An 18,868-nucleotide genomic window follows, 5' to 3' on the forward strand; every position below is an offset into this window, starting at 1 on the left:
GAATACTTTAAGAATTTATAGAATTTTTTAAATAAGTTCCAAAAGTTTAGACAAAAAACCAAAACTTAGTTCTTGAGAAGCAACTTTTTCAATTAAAATACCGAGTGGTAGTTCTTTAACTAGGTTTAAAAGTAAAATTACAGTCATTGCAACTATAATTAACAAGACTACAACAGCTAACCTAACAATTTGCGATGTTGACCGTTTATAATCCAATAAACATTGAAACATTTTAAAATTACATATTATATATGTTCCATAAGATGCCATTGCAAGAGGAAGTACGATGTTTAAGAACAGGTCGGGTTGAGATGTATTGATTTTATCGACAATTCCTGTTTCGAACACATATTTTAATAGTGAGTATAATGATCCCAATATTATAATAGAATAAGAAAATATCAACGAAAGACACGTTAATTTTGAAAAATCCACGATAGATTCATTTATTGGTAGATTTTCATTGAGATTAACTGGATAATATTCTAAAAGGAACGCTATTACATAATCAATTGTTAATGGTAGTATATGCAACAAAACATATAATATTACAAAAAGAAAAATTCCTGTGAAAAGATAAAAATCTTGAAGATTTTCTTTGAAATAATAATGTGCAGTTAAAATTGCAGTTAAAACGGCAAGATAAATTGAAAAAATAAATTTAAAAAGTTCAAATATTCTTTTGACGTAATCTACGTTTTTCGGCAAATTGCTTTTTCTATAATTACCTGTTATGGAATCTCTTCGCAATTATCTCACCGAATAATTATTTAATTTTTATTTAATTCTTTATTATCCTTTTTTTCGTAGTCTGTTGACAATATGCTTTTTGAATAATATAAAAACAAAATAAGTAAACATATGCTATAAAATGTTAAAATTTGGGTTGTCGCGTCTATTTCCATTTTATCAACTTACTTTAATACTTTTTTAATGATTTCTGAAACAAAATACAACATTATGAAACTAGCAAGAATCAAAAGTATATTTCCAGATACAAATGCAAGCAGAATATTATCAAATATATTCAAGTTTTTATTATACCATATGAGTCCCCATTGTGCAAGCATACCTGCCATACCAGAATATATAATAATTAAAGGGAAATCACATTCATTGTAAACTAAAATAAGTGCTACAATAGCCATTATAATTATGGTATAGATATCTAAACCTACGTATTTCCATGAAATAATTAAAAATAATGCCAAAATTAAGAAATCACCAAATCCACTTTTATTTTTACGTGGAATCATATTTTTTGACATTTTTTTTGTATTTTTCTTAGTATTAGATTTAGTTCTTCCCATAATATCCCGATAGATATAATCTGTAATTTAGAATATATCTCACTTTTTAATTAATTATTAATTTTTAATTAACATTTAATTAACGTTAAATGTATTTAAATTAAATCGATTAGATTTTAAATTGACGTAAAAAGGGCGTAATGTTTAAATTACTTGAAATTATCTTTAAAAGAGTTAATTAAAGAAAATACTTATTTAAAACGTATGGAATCCACCAGTTAAATAAAATCCAATGAGTGCAAGAATTGAAATAGGAATTGCTATTTTTAAACTTTCGTCCATATTTTTCACCAAATCAGCTATTTACGATTTTAAATATATCATAAACGTTGTAAACTTCCCAATTTCTTAAAACACTAGGATATAGTTCAAGATATTTTATTTCATCAAGAGGAACTAAAAATATATTTCTTGGATTATTTGACATTCCACCAAGACCCATTGCAACGAATACCTGTTTATTTTCATCTTTTTGAATATCTCTGTATCGGTTTGCCTGATCTTTATCTTTAGTCCAGCTGTATTTTCCATCTTCGGTTAAACCCCCCCTGAATTTACATTCCACATAGAACTCTTTACCTGTTTTTTTATCCCTAAATCCCAAATCGGGTTTTAATGAACTTTCACAATATCTTTTACTGTTCATTGCAAAATTGGGAGTCATATGTGTTAATACAAAATGATGATCTGGAAATAGTTGTTCAGCAACGAAGTTTTCAAAAGCTTCACCGATTTCAAAACTTAAATTTTCGTCATTATTGGTTTTAGAGTAGAAATTTATCGGAACATCCTGTTCAAATTTATTTTTAATTAAATTTTGATTTTTCTTTGGTTCTTCTGCTTTTGGTTTAATTTCTTTTGGTTTTTCTTCCTTTTTATCTTGAGAGATATTTTCATTTATTTTATCAAATAATGCTCCATTATTTTTAGGTCTGCGATTTGCTGGTTTTTGATAATTAGGATTATTTTTAAGTTTTTCTTTTCTGAAATGTTCTGAAATTACTGTCCTTCCAAAAGGCGTTATTTCGTATTTTATAGGGCAGTTTTTGTAACCCGTATGTATCTTTTTTACTAATTTTTTCTCAGATAATACATCAAATGAAGGTTCTAATTCAGTTAAATCTACATTTAAGACTTCTGAAATTCTTCCCGGAGATGCAGACATAACTACATTGTTTTTAGTATTTTCTTTAAAATAGCTTAAAATTGTAAGTGCGTTTAAATCCTTGTTTATAATTTCAAGTGCTTCTTTTTTGTTTTTCGCACCTTTTGAGAATAAAGAAAATAAAAATAAAATTAATAACGTTTCTATAATCATGAAATCCCCTAACCCACTTAGTTTAAATCTCAAATGGATATCCATTTATTAAAAATTGTATAAATAATTTTATAATTTGATTTTCAACTTAATGTTAAATTGTAAAAGAGGAACTTTAATATTTTATCGAAGAATAATTACTTTAATTGAATTTTATCGAGGGGAATTACTTGGGAAAATTTAAGGAATGTTTGGAGAAAAATAAAATTTTAAAATGTATAATTTTATTTGTAAGTATTTTGATATTTATTTCAATCATACTCGTAATTTATTATGGGGATGCGTCTCTTTTAGATAAGGTTCTTCCAAGGTTGGAATATATCACACTATTTTTTATGATTATTTCATGTATCGTATCTATTTTTTTAGCATATATGACGCTTAAAAATGTGATAATTACTCAAAAACATATTGAACAAGAATATGAACCAATTATAATTCCTGATCCCACTAAACCGATTAATTGTTATTTTTTTAGTAAGAATAACTTATCTCTTAATGAAGCTAAAAAATTTATAGAAACACATCTTAGACTTAGGAATATCGGTAAATATCCTGCAATTCCGTGTAATTACAGGTATTCTTTTGAATTCGAGAAATTTTATGAAATAATAAAACAATTAAATGGTGAATTGAATTTTCCGTTATCCCTTGTTCAATTGTTACCTTCTTTAAATTATGATGAAGTTATTGCTTTTTTTGAAAGTGGATTGACCAGTAAAACTATTTACTTTCCACAAAGTCAGGAGCAGGACTACTTAATTTATTATTTATTACCCGAAGGAACTTCCAATGAGGGAAAATATGAAGGTATGACATTTAGATATTATATGATATATTATTACACATGGTTAGTTTTAACTACACTAAAATTTTCTGAAAAATATAAAAAATACCAATATGGCATAGAAACAATAGAATGTCCCATTGAACCGGTAATTTCATTTACGTATTTTGATAAATTAAATATAGAACGTAGTTTAAAATTCATATTGAAGTCCACTGCTAAAATAGAAAAAAAACTAGATGGGGGCAAACCACGATATAATGTTTCAGTTCGATTTTATGTAAATTCCCCCCAAGAAACCGCTAAAACCACAAAATAATAACTTTTTTTCAATCAATTTAAAAAGAGTAATTTAAAATTTAAGATATGAATGGTTATTAAAATTTAAAAATATGGTTATTTTTAGGAATTTTTTAATTATTAGATGAATTTAATTTTTCTGAAATCCAATTAAATACCCTATTGACATTTTTCAATGTTTCTTTACTTAAATCGTCTTTTAAAATTTTTCCTTCATCTACATTATTCAAAAACTGCTGGGAAATTAAAGCTTTACTTTTGCCACTATTCTTCAAATATTTGTTGAGTCCCTTACTTAAATCTGCATTTTCATCATATAAAACGTGCTTTTTAAAGTCTTTTTCTGAAAATAATTCTTCAACAGTGCCTTCTTTATCAAGCATGAAAAATATATCGTCTTCTGGAATAAAACCATCTTTTAAAATTTGTTCTTTAAATTTTATACCTTTTTTATCATTATCAAATATAAAATAAGGTTCTAAATTCCACCCTCTAAGAATAGAAACTATGGAAAGTACATTATTACCCAAACAAGGTATCATATCAAATTCTAAATGAAAATCTATTAGTTTTTTGAATGCTTGTAAATATAAATAATCGGAAATTCCTTCCACTATAAAATTATTTACTCTATCAATTCTTATCCCTAAAGATACATCTTCACCAATTGCAGTTAAAATCGGCGTTAAAGAATCTTCTTTAGCAGTTATCCAGGCCTTGTTCTTAACTTTTGTTCCGCCGTCAATAGTTTTTTCGACTAATTTAATACGAGTTAGTTTTTTGGGGTTTAGCAAGTAGGGTGAATGGGTAGAATAGATTATTTGAGCGTTTTTCGATGTTTCTTCTATTTTATTTAGTATATCTCTTTGAGCTTTGGCGTGTAAATGAATTCCGGGTTCATCGATTAAAATTATATTCTCTACATTTTCTTTAAACTGCGAAGATGTTTTTATAAAAAATGCTAAATGCCACTTTCTACCTGCACTCCTAACACTTACAGGGTATACTGTACCGTTTTCAGATATCATAAAATTTAAATTTCCGTCAGATATGCCCATATTAAGTTCAGAATCATCTTGATTCCAAAAAGGCGAATATTTTTCATTTAAAATTTTATTTGTACTATTTAAATGGTTTATTTTATCACAAACATTTCCATTTTTAATTTTTTCCATATCCAACCCACAAATGGTTGCTAAATCAGCCAAAAATGCATTATCATCTAAATTAATTTTATTAATGTCACCAGGTATTCCATTTTTATCATATATTTCAAATAGTATAAAATTTGGAACAGTTTTTTCCAGAACTCTTTTTAATAATACTGATTCACGTTCTTTTGGTTCACATACGTTTTCGAGTAGTTCTTGGAGTAACGATAACATTTTTGAAATCAATGTCTGGTCTTGTGGATTTATATTATTTTGAAGTTTTGAATTTATTGAATAAATATATTCACTTAATAGTGGTGCATAATAATAAACACCGTTCTGATCAAAATTAAACGTTGGTAGCATTTTTGACTCGATCTGATAACTATCCAAAATATTTCCTATTTCACAACTTACTTCCCCAAATTCATCCATAAACTCATAAGCAACATTTGAAAGCTTAAAAATTTCATTAAAATTAGAAACCGTATACCCATTAGTATTTTTGGAAATACTAAAATTAAAAATAGCTTTTTTATGTTTATCGACATATTCTTCCCAATATTCCTCACGTTGTAGTTTAATAGCATTTATTTTTTTAATTCTTTCTTCGTCCGAAAGATTGTTGAAACAAGTCTCTAATGTTACTAAATTCATTTTATAATTGAGTTCTTCTTTTTCTTTAAACAGAGTTTTTAAAAAGAATTCATTGGTTTCGAAAAAAAGTTCTATTTCGGGTTCCAATTCTCTATTTTCGATGTTTCTTACGTCATAAGCTATTGAATTACCCACGTTAAAATCATTTAAAGCTTCCAAAATAGATGTTTTTCCGCTTTCATTCATTCCAGCTAAAACGGTGATTCCGTCAGAGGATAAAAATATATCCCCACTGTCTTTTATTGATTTATAATTTTTAATCCTTAATTTTGTTAATTTAATCATTTTTTCATTGTCTTTTGAAATAATTTCTTCCATTTCCCCACCTTTAATAAATTTTCCCTCAATCAATAAACATAAATAATTTAAACATAATTATTGAATAATCCCTTTAAACTCTCAAAAATTAAAATTTAAATTAATATTTACCCTAATTACTTTTTTACGTTCAAATTTTGAATGTTGTTTGCGATAATTCCATGATTATTTTTAATATGAATATCTTGGTTATTTTTTGCAGTATTTTCATTGCCTAAATTATTTATTAAGTTTACATATTTTAAAACAGTTATTCCGTTTTCTGTTAATTTAAAATAAACTTTATTCATGTTTCTATACGGTTCTTCACGTCTTGAGATTAAATCTGCATCTTCTAATTCTTTCATAAGAAGACTTAAACTACTTTTATGAGTTTCAAGACTATCTTTTATTTCTCCAAAGTATTTTTCACCATTTTCTAAAAATTGTAGTGTTTCTACGGCGTATTTTTTTCCTAATAACTTTGTGAGCATTTTCATTTTCCTTTAAAATTTTTTTATTTGTTATATAAATTTGGAAATGTTCCTTTAAATCACTAGGTTTTTAAATTTTGGTAATGTTATTTTAAAAAAATATGTTAATAAAAATAGTAACGTATAAATAATTGGATATCCACTATTAGTATTGTTAAGAAAATTATTAACATAAGATAATTATCTTAACATACCCCCACCCCCATACATTACAAAATCCAATCTAAAAGAGGCGATAATGACCAAAGAAAAGAAAAAACCTATCGAAAAACAGGTAAAACCGTTCGGAAACACCGGACATATCACGTTACCTAAAAGCTGGATAGGAAAAAAGGTTAAAATCAAAATCCAAGGTGAACATCGTGGTTAGATGATTAAGCGAATTGAAATTTCATTCACCCCCCAAACTTATCTCGTTGTGGCCCGTGGTGAAAGAGAATATCTAACAGTTTTTATGCGGGATCTGGAAATGAACCCAATGACCTCCAACATTAAAAGTTTTAGAAGATATGTACTCAGAAAAAATGGAATTGATTTTATAGCACACATGAACGCAGAATTTAACACGATGGACGAAATTGAACTCAAAAAAGAATTTGATGGTATTTACACCAGATTTGTAAAAAAAGGAAATATTCAAGAACAATTCAAAAAGGTCGATGTATATGGTTGAAAACAACAAAGAAATGGTAAAAACAGAAAAAAAAGGCTTAAAAGCAATCAATCTCGCAGATATTCCAAAATCACAAGAAATCGAAGTAGGAACTACAACAGTTAGATTTTCAGCAGGGACAGAAGGAATCCCGATGTTTACAAAAGAAGGAAAACAGGTAATGAATGGAAATTATCCAAAAAATGAATATGTTCCATCCCTAAAGTCAGTGGGATCAATATTAATCAGAGTTAAAAATGGTTTTAAACAAGATAGCGTTGAAATCTCGTATTCAACATTAAAGGCACTGTTAAATCAAATTGAGAAAAATGAAACCATTAAATTAATGATGGATGCTTATTCAACTGTTGAAACAGTTTCACAGTGGAAAACTGGATTTGAAACTGGAACAATGGACAAAGATACTATTTTAGTTCTCGCAGAAAGAAACGGAATTCCTGAAAACCATATCAGGGCTTTGGTATTTGGCGAAGATGTTGAATTTAAGACAACTGCTCAGGAAAAATACGTTGTAGAAGCTTAAAAAAAGAGAGTTATTTATGCGACTTCTAAAACTTCCAGAACCTGAACAGAAAAGAGTCGATAGGGAAAGTGTAAGGAAAGCGGAAGCTCTTGAAAAAATCAGAGAAATTCACGGAGATCTACCAACTTTAGAATTTCCAAGAATTTCTCTAGATAGAGCTTACTTTTCTATTTTTTCTAAAGATATCTTCAAACATATCTACAAGGGAAAGGATCGATACCTCGATAAATACGACCAGAAAAGAATCGATAAAATGGTTGAAGAAATGAGAACTCAGGGATTTCAAAAAGTCGATTTTGATTTACCTGAAAGAAAAAACATGAGTTACCGAGGCGATGTATTCAACAATTATCCTCAATTTAAACAGAATATGGTCGACCACAAGGGCCACGGAACCGGACTTCATTTTAAACTCTGTGATTTTGAGGATGAAGTAATCTCCTGGATTACAATATCAATGCGACAGCCCCATATGGCGGTTGCTTACGTGAACTTTCAAAAATACTACCGATATTTAAACGATATTCCAAAGCCAACAATTGGAAACTTTGATACAAACTTTTTACCTGTTGAAATGGATGATCGAGAAAAAATCTTTGATGATTTTTCTAAATTGTTCATTACCTGGTGTAGGGAAGTTGAAATTCAGTACAGACACAAGATGTACGAACTTTTCGAGTATGATCTTGACCCTGAAAAAACCGAAGTTATTCCAATTTCAATAGAAATTCCTTGCGAATATCTTCACAGAGATGTTGCAGAATTTGCATGGCTTAGTGATGTTGCATTTTGTAAATCGGTTGTAAAGCATTCAGACCTTACAAGAACTATGTATTTAAATAAAAATCTAAAATCACAGCGTTTCCAGATGAAAATCTATCAAAAAGCTTTTGGATTGGCGAGAATGGAATTGACTGTTCACAAAGACTGGGCATCTCACTTTTTTTCTGGAGATGATCCAAAAATTCTGAAAGATAAGATAAAAATGTGTATCGATGCAGTTTTGGGAGAATACAGGCTTTCACTTTACGATATAAAACCTGTTGAAATGACCTACAGTAGATTTTTAGGCCAACTTGCATCTGCTCTTGATTGGGATCGAGATATGCTTTTAATGATTATTGAATCTAAAAATTCAGAATTTAAATTTACAAGAGATAATCAGAGTTTACAGAAAAAGCTGATAAAAGCTGATTTGATTGAGAGAGAAAAGCCAAATTCGAAAGTCTGGATAAAAACAGATTTTGCAAGATGGCTTTCTTCACAACTTGGAGGATACTTTATCTGTCCGCATTGCCGGACTTACATGATTAAAAGCGAAAAATCTTTAGAATACGTTTGTTCTTCATGTGGATATTCTAAAAAAATGATTTAAGGTTGTTAAATATGGCAGAACCTTTTAGAATTTCAAATTCAAGGCTTTACGAAGTTGTAGAGCAGTTGAAAAAACAGGGAATGATCCCTAAAGAGTGCATGGCTTTGATTGATACCACTGGAGCTATGAAAATTATTGGAAATATGACTCAGGACGAGCTTGAAAATTTAGTTTACACAGTACAGATTGAAGAAGATGGATTTATTGGTGCATAAAATGACAAAAACAGGTTCAGTATCTCTAATTTATCAAAATGAGTTTATCGAATGGTTAAAATCTCTAAAATTCTCCTACCTTACAATTGAATACCTTGTAAAAAATGTTAGAATCCTTGCAAGAAAAAGATTGTTGAACCTTTCAAAACCCGAATTTGAAAATGAAATGTGGAGCAGATACAAGAGAGCCATGAGAGCAACTTATTCTAATGCATACCGGCATTACTGGAAGTTTAGAAGTGAATTATCTGTTTAAAAAAAGTTAAAAAATTAGGATAGTTCAAATCCCCTCAAAAATGAACTGTTCAGGCATATTTAACAATTTTAGAAACTGGTCAAGTCCCCCACATCCCAAGATATTCCCATCTCAGGCAATATAAATTCTGAAAATAGCCTTATTTAAAGTTTTAGGGCAATCAAAACCAATATATCGGGTTAAAAAAGGAAAAAACGAAATTTTAAAAAACTATATTTGTATTTAAAACGGCAATTAATTTTAGATTTCGGATGAATATTTAGCCACTGTGAAGAGTTTTGACGATTTCTCGTCAATATACATTTTGAAAATAGAATTATAAAAACCTGCTGATTTGGATTAAATGAAAATAGTGAAAATTTAAGAAAACGCTATGAATGAGGTGATAAAATGCCCGAATTTGAACCTGGTGAAGAATTTAGAAGATTTGCAGTTAATTATTCAAAAGAAATTGATGAATTTCTTAAAAAAATGGGTTTTTCAGAGCGTACATCATATAGACCGTTAATTCAAGTTTTAGATTCGAAAAGAAGGTTTGGAAAGAACAATATTTTCATAAAGTATACTATTGGGTTAGATGGTCAGGCGGTTTACTTTTTCTATAAAATACATCGGGATATTTACATTAAATCAGAATACTACGAAAATCCGTTAAATGAATCTGAATTTACTAAAAATTTAGAGAATTGGAAAATAGAAAGTGTAAAACGAATAAAAGAAAAAGTTGTTGAAGAATACACATTGAATTCGCTTGAACCCGAATTAAGACCTGAATTTGTCGAAAAAGTAAACAAAATCATGGAAAAAGAGCCTATTAAAGTAGATAATTTAAGAAAACGCTATGAATGAGGTTCCTTTGGTGGTTTAAATGGTAAAAATAATAGACATTTACGATATTGCGGAAAAAGAAAAAAGAAAATATTTAACTCAATCTGATTTTGTCGGTCAATATTTTAAAATTTGGTATATTATTGGTTTAATTTCTTTAGTTTTAGCTTTAATTAGATTAATTCCTATGGAAATCTATATAATGATGATGTTTTTCCTTATTCTGGAATTTATGCTTATTTCGGCACTTCATTTTAGAAGATATTCTAAAAAAAATAAATTAACATTTAAGGGTCTTAGGGTGTTCTTTTCAGATGGAACAGAAGAATTATCTTACTTTAATTTTCCAAGTGATTACGAAACATTTGTTTTTAATCTTACTGCCAAATGTAACGAACATCAAGTAGAAGTTTCGAAAATTGAGAGATTGAAGTGATCCCCATGATTGCCCTTTCATCTTTTCAAAGTCCTTCAGTGGAGATAGATATTCACTCTGATCTTTCAGGAGTAGATAAGAAAAAGATAGACCTTGCAACAAGAAGAGCATCCTATCTTGTTTTAGTTTACAATATCCGGGAAAAACTTCCAGAAATATGCGATAAATTAAGTCAGGTTTACGATGAAAACGACTCTCAAATAATATCGTTAGGTGTTCAAACAAGGAAAAAAAGACATTTAGCTTTAAAAATTGAGAAAAACAGTTTTCAAATTGTTTCTAAGTTAAAAGGAGATTGCAATATTATATTAAATAATGACTCCTGGAGTGATGTTCAATGAAAAGGTATCTGTTTTTATTTTTACTTTTCATAATACCTACAACAATTTACGCAAACGATTATGATGTATTTGATTCTGTAACCGAGGAGAATATGAATCCCTCTCTTGATGCTTGGGATGGGATAGAGTTAGTTTCTTTTTATTATAATATTACAGATGGGTCTTTGACATTTGAATTCTCAAATCAAAAGGATAATTCAGTATCATTTAAAGGGTTTGATGCGTATTCAAAACAGATTTATTTGATAGATTTACCCCCAAATCAGATTACTAAATACAGGGTTGAAAATCCTAAATTAAAGGTTGGAAATATTTATTTTGCATTCTGGAATAGTAACGGATTTATTACAGTAAAAGAAGCTGCAACTCCATTAACTTTACCAAATAAAATAGTTTTAATTTCTTACTCTGCATTAGGTTGGTTTACTGCCAAAATGTGGGCTTATATGATGATTTTAACAGGAATTTCGTTATACATTACTAAAAAGTACTTTGTAGAACGGATGATTATAGGTAGAAAAAGACACGTTTTACCATATATTGGTTGTTCGTTTGGAATTTTGGCTTTATGGATACTTACTATGAAATATGGTCTTCCGTTTGGTTGGTATGAGGTTTTAACAATTGGAAAATGGAAATTTACTTTAAAACTGCCGTTCTTTGATTTATCAAACTGGAATTTTAGATATTTACTTTCCTATGGAAAATGGCTCTATTTTGTAGCACTATATACCGGATTTTGGGCTGGATTTAAAATATTCAATCCCGAAGTTAAAAATTTATATGCAATAGCACTCCACAAGTGCAAAGCTGATGATACTAACAAAAAATTGATTAATAAAAGGGAGTTTTTAAGTCTTCCATCGGTAAATAGATTGGGTAAAACGTTTGTAAGGTACGCAAATAGAATATATGAACTTAGATTACCGCTCTGCCTTCCTGCAAAAGTTACTTATGGTGGAGATTATTCCGAAGACCTTTACGAAGTAATTGATTATACAATAATAGAACCTAAAATAGAATACAATGAAACTACGTTTTGGAACAGGGTTTTATCACATTTAGAACGGTTAAAAGATAAAATAAGTCCTAAAAATGGAATTATAGCAGTTGAACTATCAAAAATAATGAATGCTGATGCAGTAGATGCTTATCACTTCACATGGAGCTTAAATGAGTTAATAGATAAAAATTATGAAATAAACTATGAAAATATGGATTTGAAGAGATTGAGGGGAAACGAAGTAATTGCTGTTTCGAGGGTGTGTGTAGAGAAGTTTACTTCTGTTATGGATAAGTTCCAACAGTTTTCAGATTATATTATTGATAGTATTAAAAAGATGAAAAAAGGAGATGATCCTTTCCTTGATGAAGTTATTGAAAGAGTAAAACTTGAAGGTGATGTAAGTGGAGAAGGAGGACAGACTGGAGATAGTAACCCAACTGGTGAATCCAAATAATGTAACAAAGTGCGAAAAGCTTTTTAATTCAGTAATTCCAAAGAAATACTCACCTGAGTTTCAAAGGGGAAGAATTGAAAAAGCAATAATAAGAAATCCTGAAAAAAGGGGTTATTTGTATAAGCTAATGAAATTAGAAGAACATAAAGAATCTCAAGAAATTGAAGAAAATAAGAGGATGGAGACAAATGAATAATTATTTTTCATTTATCGATTTAATATTGATGAATAGAAAAAATGTTGAGCATTCTGGTATTCTAGTTTGGGGATACCGAGGAATGGGTAAAACCACCTGTCTTAGAGGTATCTATCACCAAATAGAAGATTATAATACATTACATCCTGAAAATGAAATTTCTTCAATTTTTGCAACAGATATTGACCAGATTGATATCTGTGATTGTCTATTTTTAGATGATTTTGGTACAAAATTCAATAAAAGAGATTTTTCGACAACTGAAAACAAAGAATTTGTAAAACTTCTCCAGGAAGTTAGAACAAATATTCCTGTTATACTTGTGTCAAGCCCTAGTTATTTTATGCTTGATAAGGATCTTAGAAACTTCTTTACTCCTGCTCAAATTCTTTCAAAATCAGATGCAAGATTTTTATTAAATGTATCTGGAGCTACTTTTTCAGTTCCTAAACCTAGTGATAAACTTTTAAAAGAATTTAGAGATCAAGAATTAGAAGAAAGAAAAAATAGATTTAGTAGGGCAATGGATAAAGTTAAAACTGCCCATGCTAAGAAAAATGGAATTAAATCTTAATTACTCTTTTTTAGATATTTAGATATTCAGGACATTCACGATATTTAGATATTCGGGATATTTAGACGTTTTAGTCATTTTTATACCCTTCTTAAGTTACATATTAATTATGAACTTATGAGGTGGCTCTCGTGTGGATTTAAAGTTAAATAAGGTTTCAGTATTTGCATTTATCGGTGCTTTTCTGTTGCCTTCGATATATCTTCAAGAAATAATTGGAAATTTCTTTATCTGGTTGTTTCCGATTTTGTCTCCATTGACTCCTCAAGGGGTCTGCGTTGTTTTGGCATTATTGCTGTTATTACTTGCGGTAATATGGGCTTATAAAAATCCTGCTGGTCAGATTTGGGTAAAAGACAAATCTAAGACTCCAAATAATAAAAAAACTAATTTTAACAATTCTAAAAATAAAACCACTCTGAACAAAAAAGGAAAATCAACAAAATCTAAAAAGAGGTGAGATGTTTGCCTTGGAATTCTCAGACAAAACAATATCGACGTGAATCTGTTGGTAAGGTTGCTCGATCTGTAGCTACAAATCCAAATATGATTAAAAATGTCTGTTTTGGAGCTATGATTTTGTCATTGGTTACTGCTTTGATGGGCGATACTGCGGGAATGACCATACCATACATCGGTTGGATAATTGATTTTATCCTGGATGTTGGAGCGACTGTTATTTATGGTCTTTGTGGAACTTTGCTGTTTTTCTTGTCAAAAAGAAAGAACGTTACAGACTTTTTAGGTCTTGTATGGTGTGTTATTTGGTTTATTGAAGCTGTTGCTGAAAATACTCTTTCGGGAGTTGCTTCGTTAATTGCTCCAGTAGTTTCTAAAGTACCCGATGTTTTATTGGGTTTTGGTCTGTTATTTATTGCATTTTACTTCGCAGTTGAATTATACAAAGATGATTAGAGGTGAATTAATTTGACGAATGTACTTGAAAAATCAATAAACATGCCTGGCGGTTCCATTTCATATTGGGAAGCTGTTGGTTTAGTATTAGTTATGGCAGCATCCCACACTGTTGTCATGGGCGGTGAATGGTTTATCAATTCACTTGTTGGTGCTTATGGAGTTGTGTGTATCGGTCTTGCAATTATTTCCTTGAGTGGAAAGGGAGACCTTAGAAGAGTTAAGAAAACTAGCACGTGGGAAGGTATTGGAATTGCTGTAATTTTAGGAATTATCAGTTTATACGGCTACTTCCAGTTAGAAGCGTTACAGTCTTCAACTTATCAAATTTTAGCTATGGGATTGATATTCTTAATTTCAGTTGCAATAGCTTACAGGGATTAAGAGGTGAGTGTTTTGGATTTAAAAAAATCAGTAAAAGGATTTGGTCTTTTGTTCATGCTCTTGATTTCCTTAATTTCAAGCGTATGTGCAACAGATGTTACATTTAACGTCGGTATTGATGGCGTTACAGTTACGGAAGGGGAAACCGAATTAAGCGTAATTAATACAACTGGTGTAATCAATTTTACAGATGAAGAACACAATATTACACTGTCTGCAACTAACTATGATTCAGTTGATTTAACAGTTAATCCTACAACTGCAACTGAATACAACGTTACATTAAATGAAACTGTCTATACAATTGTAATTAATTCAGAACTCGATACTTTCGAGATTTACGATGAAGAAGGTACTTTAATTGGAACTTTTGACGATGCATCAAGAATACTCGAACTTACTGCGGGAACTTACAACTATACTGCTGTGAAAACTGGATACGAAAATGAAAGTTTAAACTTCATTGTTCCAGATACAGAAGAATTAAACGTTTCAATGGTTTTACTTCCACAAGACACAACTGATGATACTACTGATAATACAACAGAAGACATTCCTGTAACAATTATCGTTATTTCAGATGCTGATTCAAGACTTGAACAGTTAAACGATTTCTTTAGGGATAATTTACCCATAATCTGTGTTTTTGGAGTAATATTCTGTTATGGAATATACAGGAACATGAAGAAAACTAACTTTAAACCAGGAAATAAGAAATAAGGAAGTGATTCAAAAATGAAAAAACACTTTCTTCTTTTTTTATTAGTTTTGTTGTGCGTTTCAACAGTAAACGCAGGTACAACAACTATATCGTCTAGTGATCAAACGAGCGATTATTATGTGGTACTAAATAACCCATATACTGATGAATTATTGCTTTCTGCATTAAATACCACCTCATGGAGTCATTATATCCCGGTAGTTATTGGATATGGGGATAATAAAGTATATTTTTCTTCGGAAAAAGATTTGGCAAGATTTTGTACGGTTTTAGCATATAATAATAAAGTATTGCCGTTTTCTGGAGAATATGTAGCATATATCGGTGATCAACCTGCGACTGTTACAACATATTATTCAACATCAACTACGACACGTACAGGATATGTTGAAAACGCACAATATGCGTATATTTATGCAGTGGCCTATACTGGTGGAGATTATTATGGGTCCGAATCATGTATTTACTTTAATTCTGAGTCCTTAGCTCATGCTGAGGGGAAAAATGCGGCTTCTGGTCAATTTACTTCAAGGGCAGTTTCTGGAACCTATGACCATAGGGTAGCGTGTTTAGGATACCAGGGTTACGGGTTTTATTCTGTAACAATCTTTGATTATGTAGATTATGATGATACATTAGTTACTACATTAATAGAACCTCCTGAAAAGTATGAAATTACTTTAGTTTCGAATGTGAATGATTTTGACGTTTATGAAGGAACTGTTAAAATAGGCACATACAATTCTGCTGATGTAATTAAGATGGTTCCTGGAAATTATGAATTAACTTTCGTAAAAGAAGGATACTGGAACGAAACTAAAACAGTAGAGGTTACTGAAGAAGGGGCAACGGTTAGTTTAGAAATGTTTCCCGAAGATGAGCTATATTTAATATCATCAAATGTAACTACTGAAAATATTGTAACAAATATGGAAGTTGAGATGACCTTACATATTGAACCGATGATAGAATCTCAAAATACAATGATTTCATTTTCAAAAGATATTGTTTCAATAAAAGAAGGAACTGAATCTTTAACGAAAGATGGAGATGACTATATTATTGGGAATTTCTACGAACCAATTGATTTAACGGTTACGTTTAACTCTGGAACCCTTACAGGAAACAGATACATTGAAACTACTGTATTTGGTACTGCTTATGTAGGAACTCAGAGTACTGACTTTTTAACTACAAAATCAATTGATTATACTGTAAATTCGCTTCCAATTGTTGTGTATATGCCTGATTGGGAAGAAGGGGTAAACGAACTTAGAATTACAGAACAGGAAGGAAACACTTTAATTTTAAATGTTGAAGTGTTAGATAGTTCTGATGATTCAGTTTATGCTCAAAATGTGGTTTTCAATCCTTATGGAGTTGAAACACTTGATATTAATTTAACAGAAGGTATTTACTATTTGCATCTGTACTGTACTGACTTTGATACAAACATTGCATTTAGTGTTTCAGAATCTTCTGATGATTCAGATATTATTGCAGTTGTAGTTACTTCTGATGATTCAATAATTGATACAGTAAGTGATACCTTAACTGATTACTGGTATGTTCCAGTAGGATTAGGTATTATAATTGGAATTTATTATGTATTTTCCAAGAAAAAAGGTAAAAAACCTTCAAAATTAACAAAAGGTGGTAAAAATGGTAAAAAATAAATTTGCCCCTTTTTTAATCCTTTTACTTCTCTGCGTAAGTCCTTCTCATGCTGCGTGGACCGATTATATTCCGTTATATGGTACATTTACAAGTGTAGTTGATACCGCTACTGGGTTATTAGATTCATTTTCTGGAATGATGGATTCTATAACTGGTGCAATGGATTCTCTTAGTTCATTTCTGGATCCTGATGATGCAGCAATAATTGAAACTGATGATATAGAAAATCAGACCGCAATAGGTATTGGAGATAAAGAGTATTTTTCAGCAGAGGAGTTAAATGAAGCGGGTCAGGAGTCCTTAAACAATGTTTCTAATACGGTAAATTCTGCTTATTCAGTACTTTTGAACTATTCTGTTGAAGGTACTGGCCTTGGAAAAATAGATATTGGACTTATAAGTAGGGATAAAATATATGGATATTCCGCTTTTCCGATTCAAATGAGTATTTATAAGCCTTCAACAACTGCTTATCATGATTACTTTCATTTAGAAAGTTATTCTTTATGGGTTGAAGATATTGATGATCCAGGAATAAAACTTTGGACTTATACCGAATCAGGATTAAATACAATTGCTTATCCTGGTGATTCTGCAATATGTGAAGCTACGATTCTTAAAGCTCCAGATGATAAGTATGCAACTGTAAAATCCTGTTTAACTTCCAATTCTAATTTATTGGAGTTGGATGGTATAGTAACATCCCAAAATAAACAGTTTGAGATTTGTGGAAATGTTGTTGGATATATTGAAAACTGGTATGAGGTTGCTGTAAGTAATCCTGATGGTTCGGTATCTTATGTATGGAGAAGGGGCCCCGATATTCCGGTTGATTTGGATATTGAAACTACATCTATGTGGAAACATGAAAAGAATGGGGTATTTTCATTGAGTGGTGCTAAAAGTACCCTTCCAGTAAATGATTGGGAAGAATATGGATATTTATGGGTTCCATATGCTTCGTTAAATCAAGGTTCAACATCAAATATTCTTGCTCAGTTATGGGCTAGTCCAGTACATATTGAAGATTCAAGTAGCTCTTACAGTTTTTTTGCAATGTATAATGCAGAGTATAATTGTATAGAAGAGTTAGATATGGATCTATCTAATGTGGATACAAGAATTGTTACTTTGGCTGTATCAAATGATTCAAACTTTGAGGTTGCAGGATCTTCTAGTTATGATAATTTGAATATAGGTTCAACTTATAAAATTTCAGGAAACTTGCCATTTATATCAAATTCAGATAATGTAGCTTCTTGGAAGGTTTACGCTATCACCTATGGGGAAATTGTAAGAGATGACGGTCAAAAATTACCTGTTTGGACTGTTGTTAGACCTTGGATCGCTGTAAACGATAATGTTCAAATATTAGGTCTTGATACTGCAACTGAACTCGAAGACCTTTATTTGGATGGAAATGTAAATGAGTCTGAACTTGAAGAAGTGAAAAATACTGCAATTTCGGAAATAGAATCTGCACTTGATGGAATAGATCAAGATATGGGTTATGCAGAGGGAAATGATAATACAGATATGATTAGAGTATTAAATAAAGCAAAATCATGTCTTAATAATGCTGAAAGTGTAATTAAATCAATATCTTCAACAGATACCGAAGATGAAAAGACTGCGAAAATCAATAAATACAAGCTTTATCTTGAAGCGTCTGAAATGTACTTAAAAGCATCTGTTTGTTACAAAGCAAGTCTTGATACTGATGGAGAGTACTATGAAGACATGGCAGATGAGTTAGTATCAAAAGAATCAATAGTAATTACTTCTGATTCAATATTTGATACATTAAATGATATTCCAGTAATTGGAACACTTGTTTCATATATTCCGGGTGGATGGTGGACTGTCATAATTTGTTTATGTTTAATTGGCGGTTACTACTACCTTGAAAATGATAAGAAAAAAGGTTCTAAGGGATGGAGTAAAAAATACTAATTAATTACTTTTTTTAATTTTTTTGGG

At 30.2% G+C, this 18,868-nt stretch carries 24 protein-coding genes; 19 read left to right on the top strand and 5 right to left on the bottom strand.

Features of this window, described 5'->3' with window-relative positions; genetic code table 11:
• Positions 1-27: 27 nt before the first annotated feature.
• The 3 genes from HNP90_RS02370 to HNP90_RS02380 all read right to left on the bottom strand — a co-directional run bounded on the left by HNP90_RS02370 (position 28) and on the right by HNP90_RS02380 (position 2,628).
• On the bottom strand, positions 28-750 hold the full coding sequence (locus tag HNP90_RS02370) for a hypothetical protein (protein ID WP_011977264.1): 723 nt from the start codon (positions 748-750) through the stop codon (positions 28-30).
• Positions 751-914: 164 nt separating this feature from the next.
• Complete coding sequence (locus tag HNP90_RS02375) at positions 915-1,310, bottom strand: hypothetical protein (RefSeq protein ID WP_011977265.1); 396 nt, start codon at positions 1,308-1,310, stop codon at positions 915-917.
• A 295-nt stretch (positions 1,311-1,605) separates the two neighbouring features.
• Positions 1,606-2,628: a hypothetical protein gene (locus HNP90_RS02380; protein WP_011977266.1), complete on the bottom strand. Its 1,023-nt coding sequence runs from the start codon at positions 2,626-2,628 to the stop codon at positions 1,606-1,608.
• 170 nt (positions 2,629-2,798) lie between these two features.
• Between HNP90_RS02380 and HNP90_RS02385 the strand changes: the two genes are divergently transcribed.
• Positions 2,799-3,734: a hypothetical protein gene (locus HNP90_RS02385; RefSeq protein ID WP_011977267.1), complete on the top strand. Its 936-nt coding sequence runs from the start codon at positions 2,799-2,801 to the stop codon at positions 3,732-3,734.
• Positions 3,735-3,828: 94 nt separating this feature from the next.
• Here the strand turns inward: HNP90_RS02385 and HNP90_RS02390 are convergent, their stop codons facing one another.
• Together HNP90_RS02390 and HNP90_RS02395 are read right to left on the bottom strand one after the other, a co-directional pair.
• A complete protein-coding gene (locus HNP90_RS02390) occupies positions 3,829-5,841 on the bottom strand; it encodes an AAA family ATPase (RefSeq protein ID WP_011977268.1) in 2,013 nt (670 codons plus the stop codon).
• A gap of 116 nt (positions 5,842-5,957) precedes the next feature.
• A complete protein-coding gene (locus HNP90_RS02395) occupies positions 5,958-6,314 on the bottom strand; it encodes a winged helix-turn-helix transcriptional regulator (protein WP_011977269.1) in 357 nt (118 codons plus the stop codon).
• Positions 6,315-6,552: 238 nt separating this feature from the next.
• Here HNP90_RS02395 and HNP90_RS02400 point away from each other — a divergent pair, with 238 nt between their 5' ends.
• From HNP90_RS02400 to HNP90_RS02485, 18 genes are all read left to right on the top strand, one after another.
• A complete protein-coding gene (locus HNP90_RS02400) occupies positions 6,553-6,684 on the top strand; it encodes a DUF2080 family transposase-associated protein (protein WP_011977270.1) in 132 nt (43 codons plus the stop codon).
• Entirely contained in the window at positions 6,685-6,987 is a 303-nt protein-coding gene (locus HNP90_RS02405) for a hypothetical protein (RefSeq protein WP_011977271.1), read from the top strand.
• A complete protein-coding gene (locus HNP90_RS02410) occupies positions 6,980-7,510 on the top strand; it encodes a hypothetical protein (RefSeq protein ID WP_011977272.1) in 531 nt (176 codons plus the stop codon). The genes HNP90_RS02405 and HNP90_RS02410 overlap by 8 nt, the downstream gene beginning before the upstream one ends.
• 16 nt (positions 7,511-7,526) lie before the next feature.
• The gene (locus HNP90_RS02415; protein WP_011977273.1) at positions 7,527-8,885 is read left to right on the top strand and encodes a hypothetical protein; all 1,359 of its coding nucleotides are present in this window, start codon (positions 7,527-7,529) and stop codon (positions 8,883-8,885) included.
• Positions 8,886-8,896: 11 nt separating this feature from the next.
• Positions 8,897-9,100, top strand: a complete 204-nt coding sequence (locus HNP90_RS02420) for a hypothetical protein (RefSeq protein ID WP_011977274.1) — start codon at positions 8,897-8,899, stop codon at positions 9,098-9,100.
• Between the two features lies 1 nt (position 9,101).
• The gene (locus tag HNP90_RS02425) at positions 9,102-9,356 is read left to right on the top strand and encodes a hypothetical protein (protein ID WP_155810742.1); all 255 of its coding nucleotides are present in this window, start codon (positions 9,102-9,104) and stop codon (positions 9,354-9,356) included.
• A gap of 390 nt (positions 9,357-9,746) precedes the next feature.
• Entirely contained in the window at positions 9,747-10,205 is a 459-nt protein-coding gene (locus HNP90_RS02430; RefSeq protein ID WP_011977276.1) for a DUF2683 family protein, read from the top strand.
• Between the two features lie 19 nt (positions 10,206-10,224).
• Positions 10,225-10,620 carry a hypothetical protein gene (locus tag HNP90_RS02435; protein ID WP_011977277.1) on the top strand — a complete coding sequence of 132 codons (396 nt, stop codon included), beginning with the start codon at positions 10,225-10,227 and terminating at the stop codon, positions 10,618-10,620.
• Positions 10,617-10,961: a hypothetical protein gene (locus tag HNP90_RS02440; RefSeq protein ID WP_155810743.1), complete on the top strand. Its 345-nt coding sequence runs from the start codon at positions 10,617-10,619 to the stop codon at positions 10,959-10,961. The genes HNP90_RS02435 and HNP90_RS02440 overlap by 4 nt, the downstream gene beginning before the upstream one ends.
• Positions 10,958-12,421 (top strand): hypothetical protein, encoded by a 1,464-nt coding sequence (locus HNP90_RS02445; RefSeq protein WP_011977279.1) that lies wholly within the window; start codon positions 10,958-10,960, stop codon positions 12,419-12,421. The genes HNP90_RS02440 and HNP90_RS02445 overlap by 4 nt, the downstream gene beginning before the upstream one ends.
• Entirely contained in the window at positions 12,369-12,617 is a 249-nt protein-coding gene (locus tag HNP90_RS02450; protein ID WP_155810744.1) for a hypothetical protein, read from the top strand. The genes HNP90_RS02445 and HNP90_RS02450 overlap by 53 nt, the downstream gene beginning before the upstream one ends.
• 82 nt (positions 12,618-12,699) lie before the next feature.
• Positions 12,700-13,191 (top strand): hypothetical protein, encoded by a 492-nt coding sequence (locus tag HNP90_RS02455; RefSeq protein ID WP_258558898.1) that lies wholly within the window; start codon positions 12,700-12,702, stop codon positions 13,189-13,191.
• A 133-nt stretch (positions 13,192-13,324) separates the two neighbouring features.
• A complete protein-coding gene (locus tag HNP90_RS02460) occupies positions 13,325-13,651 on the top strand; it encodes a hypothetical protein (RefSeq protein ID WP_011977282.1) in 327 nt (108 codons plus the stop codon).
• Positions 13,652-13,656: 5 nt separating this feature from the next.
• Positions 13,657-14,106 (top strand): hypothetical protein, encoded by a 450-nt coding sequence (locus HNP90_RS02465; protein WP_011977283.1) that lies wholly within the window; start codon positions 13,657-13,659, stop codon positions 14,104-14,106.
• Between the two features lie 12 nt (positions 14,107-14,118).
• Positions 14,119-14,490 carry a hypothetical protein gene (locus tag HNP90_RS02470; protein ID WP_011977284.1) on the top strand — a complete coding sequence of 124 codons (372 nt, stop codon included), beginning with the start codon at positions 14,119-14,121 and terminating at the stop codon, positions 14,488-14,490.
• 12 nt (positions 14,491-14,502) lie between these two features.
• On the top strand, positions 14,503-15,210 hold the full coding sequence (locus HNP90_RS02475; protein WP_052288944.1) for a hypothetical protein: 708 nt from the start codon (positions 14,503-14,505) through the stop codon (positions 15,208-15,210).
• A gap of 15 nt (positions 15,211-15,225) precedes the next feature.
• Complete coding sequence (locus HNP90_RS02480) at positions 15,226-16,887, top strand: hypothetical protein (RefSeq protein ID WP_011977286.1); 1,662 nt, start codon at positions 15,226-15,228, stop codon at positions 16,885-16,887.
• A complete protein-coding gene (locus HNP90_RS02485) occupies positions 16,874-18,841 on the top strand; it encodes a hypothetical protein (protein WP_011977287.1) in 1,968 nt (655 codons plus the stop codon). The genes HNP90_RS02480 and HNP90_RS02485 overlap by 14 nt, the downstream gene beginning before the upstream one ends.
• Positions 18,842-18,868: the final 27 nt, after the last annotated feature.

The sequence above is a fragment of the Methanococcus maripaludis genome, assembly GCF_013760955.1.
Lineage (GTDB): Archaea > AGJL01 > Methanococci > Methanococcales > Methanococcaceae > Methanococcus > Methanococcus maripaludis_A.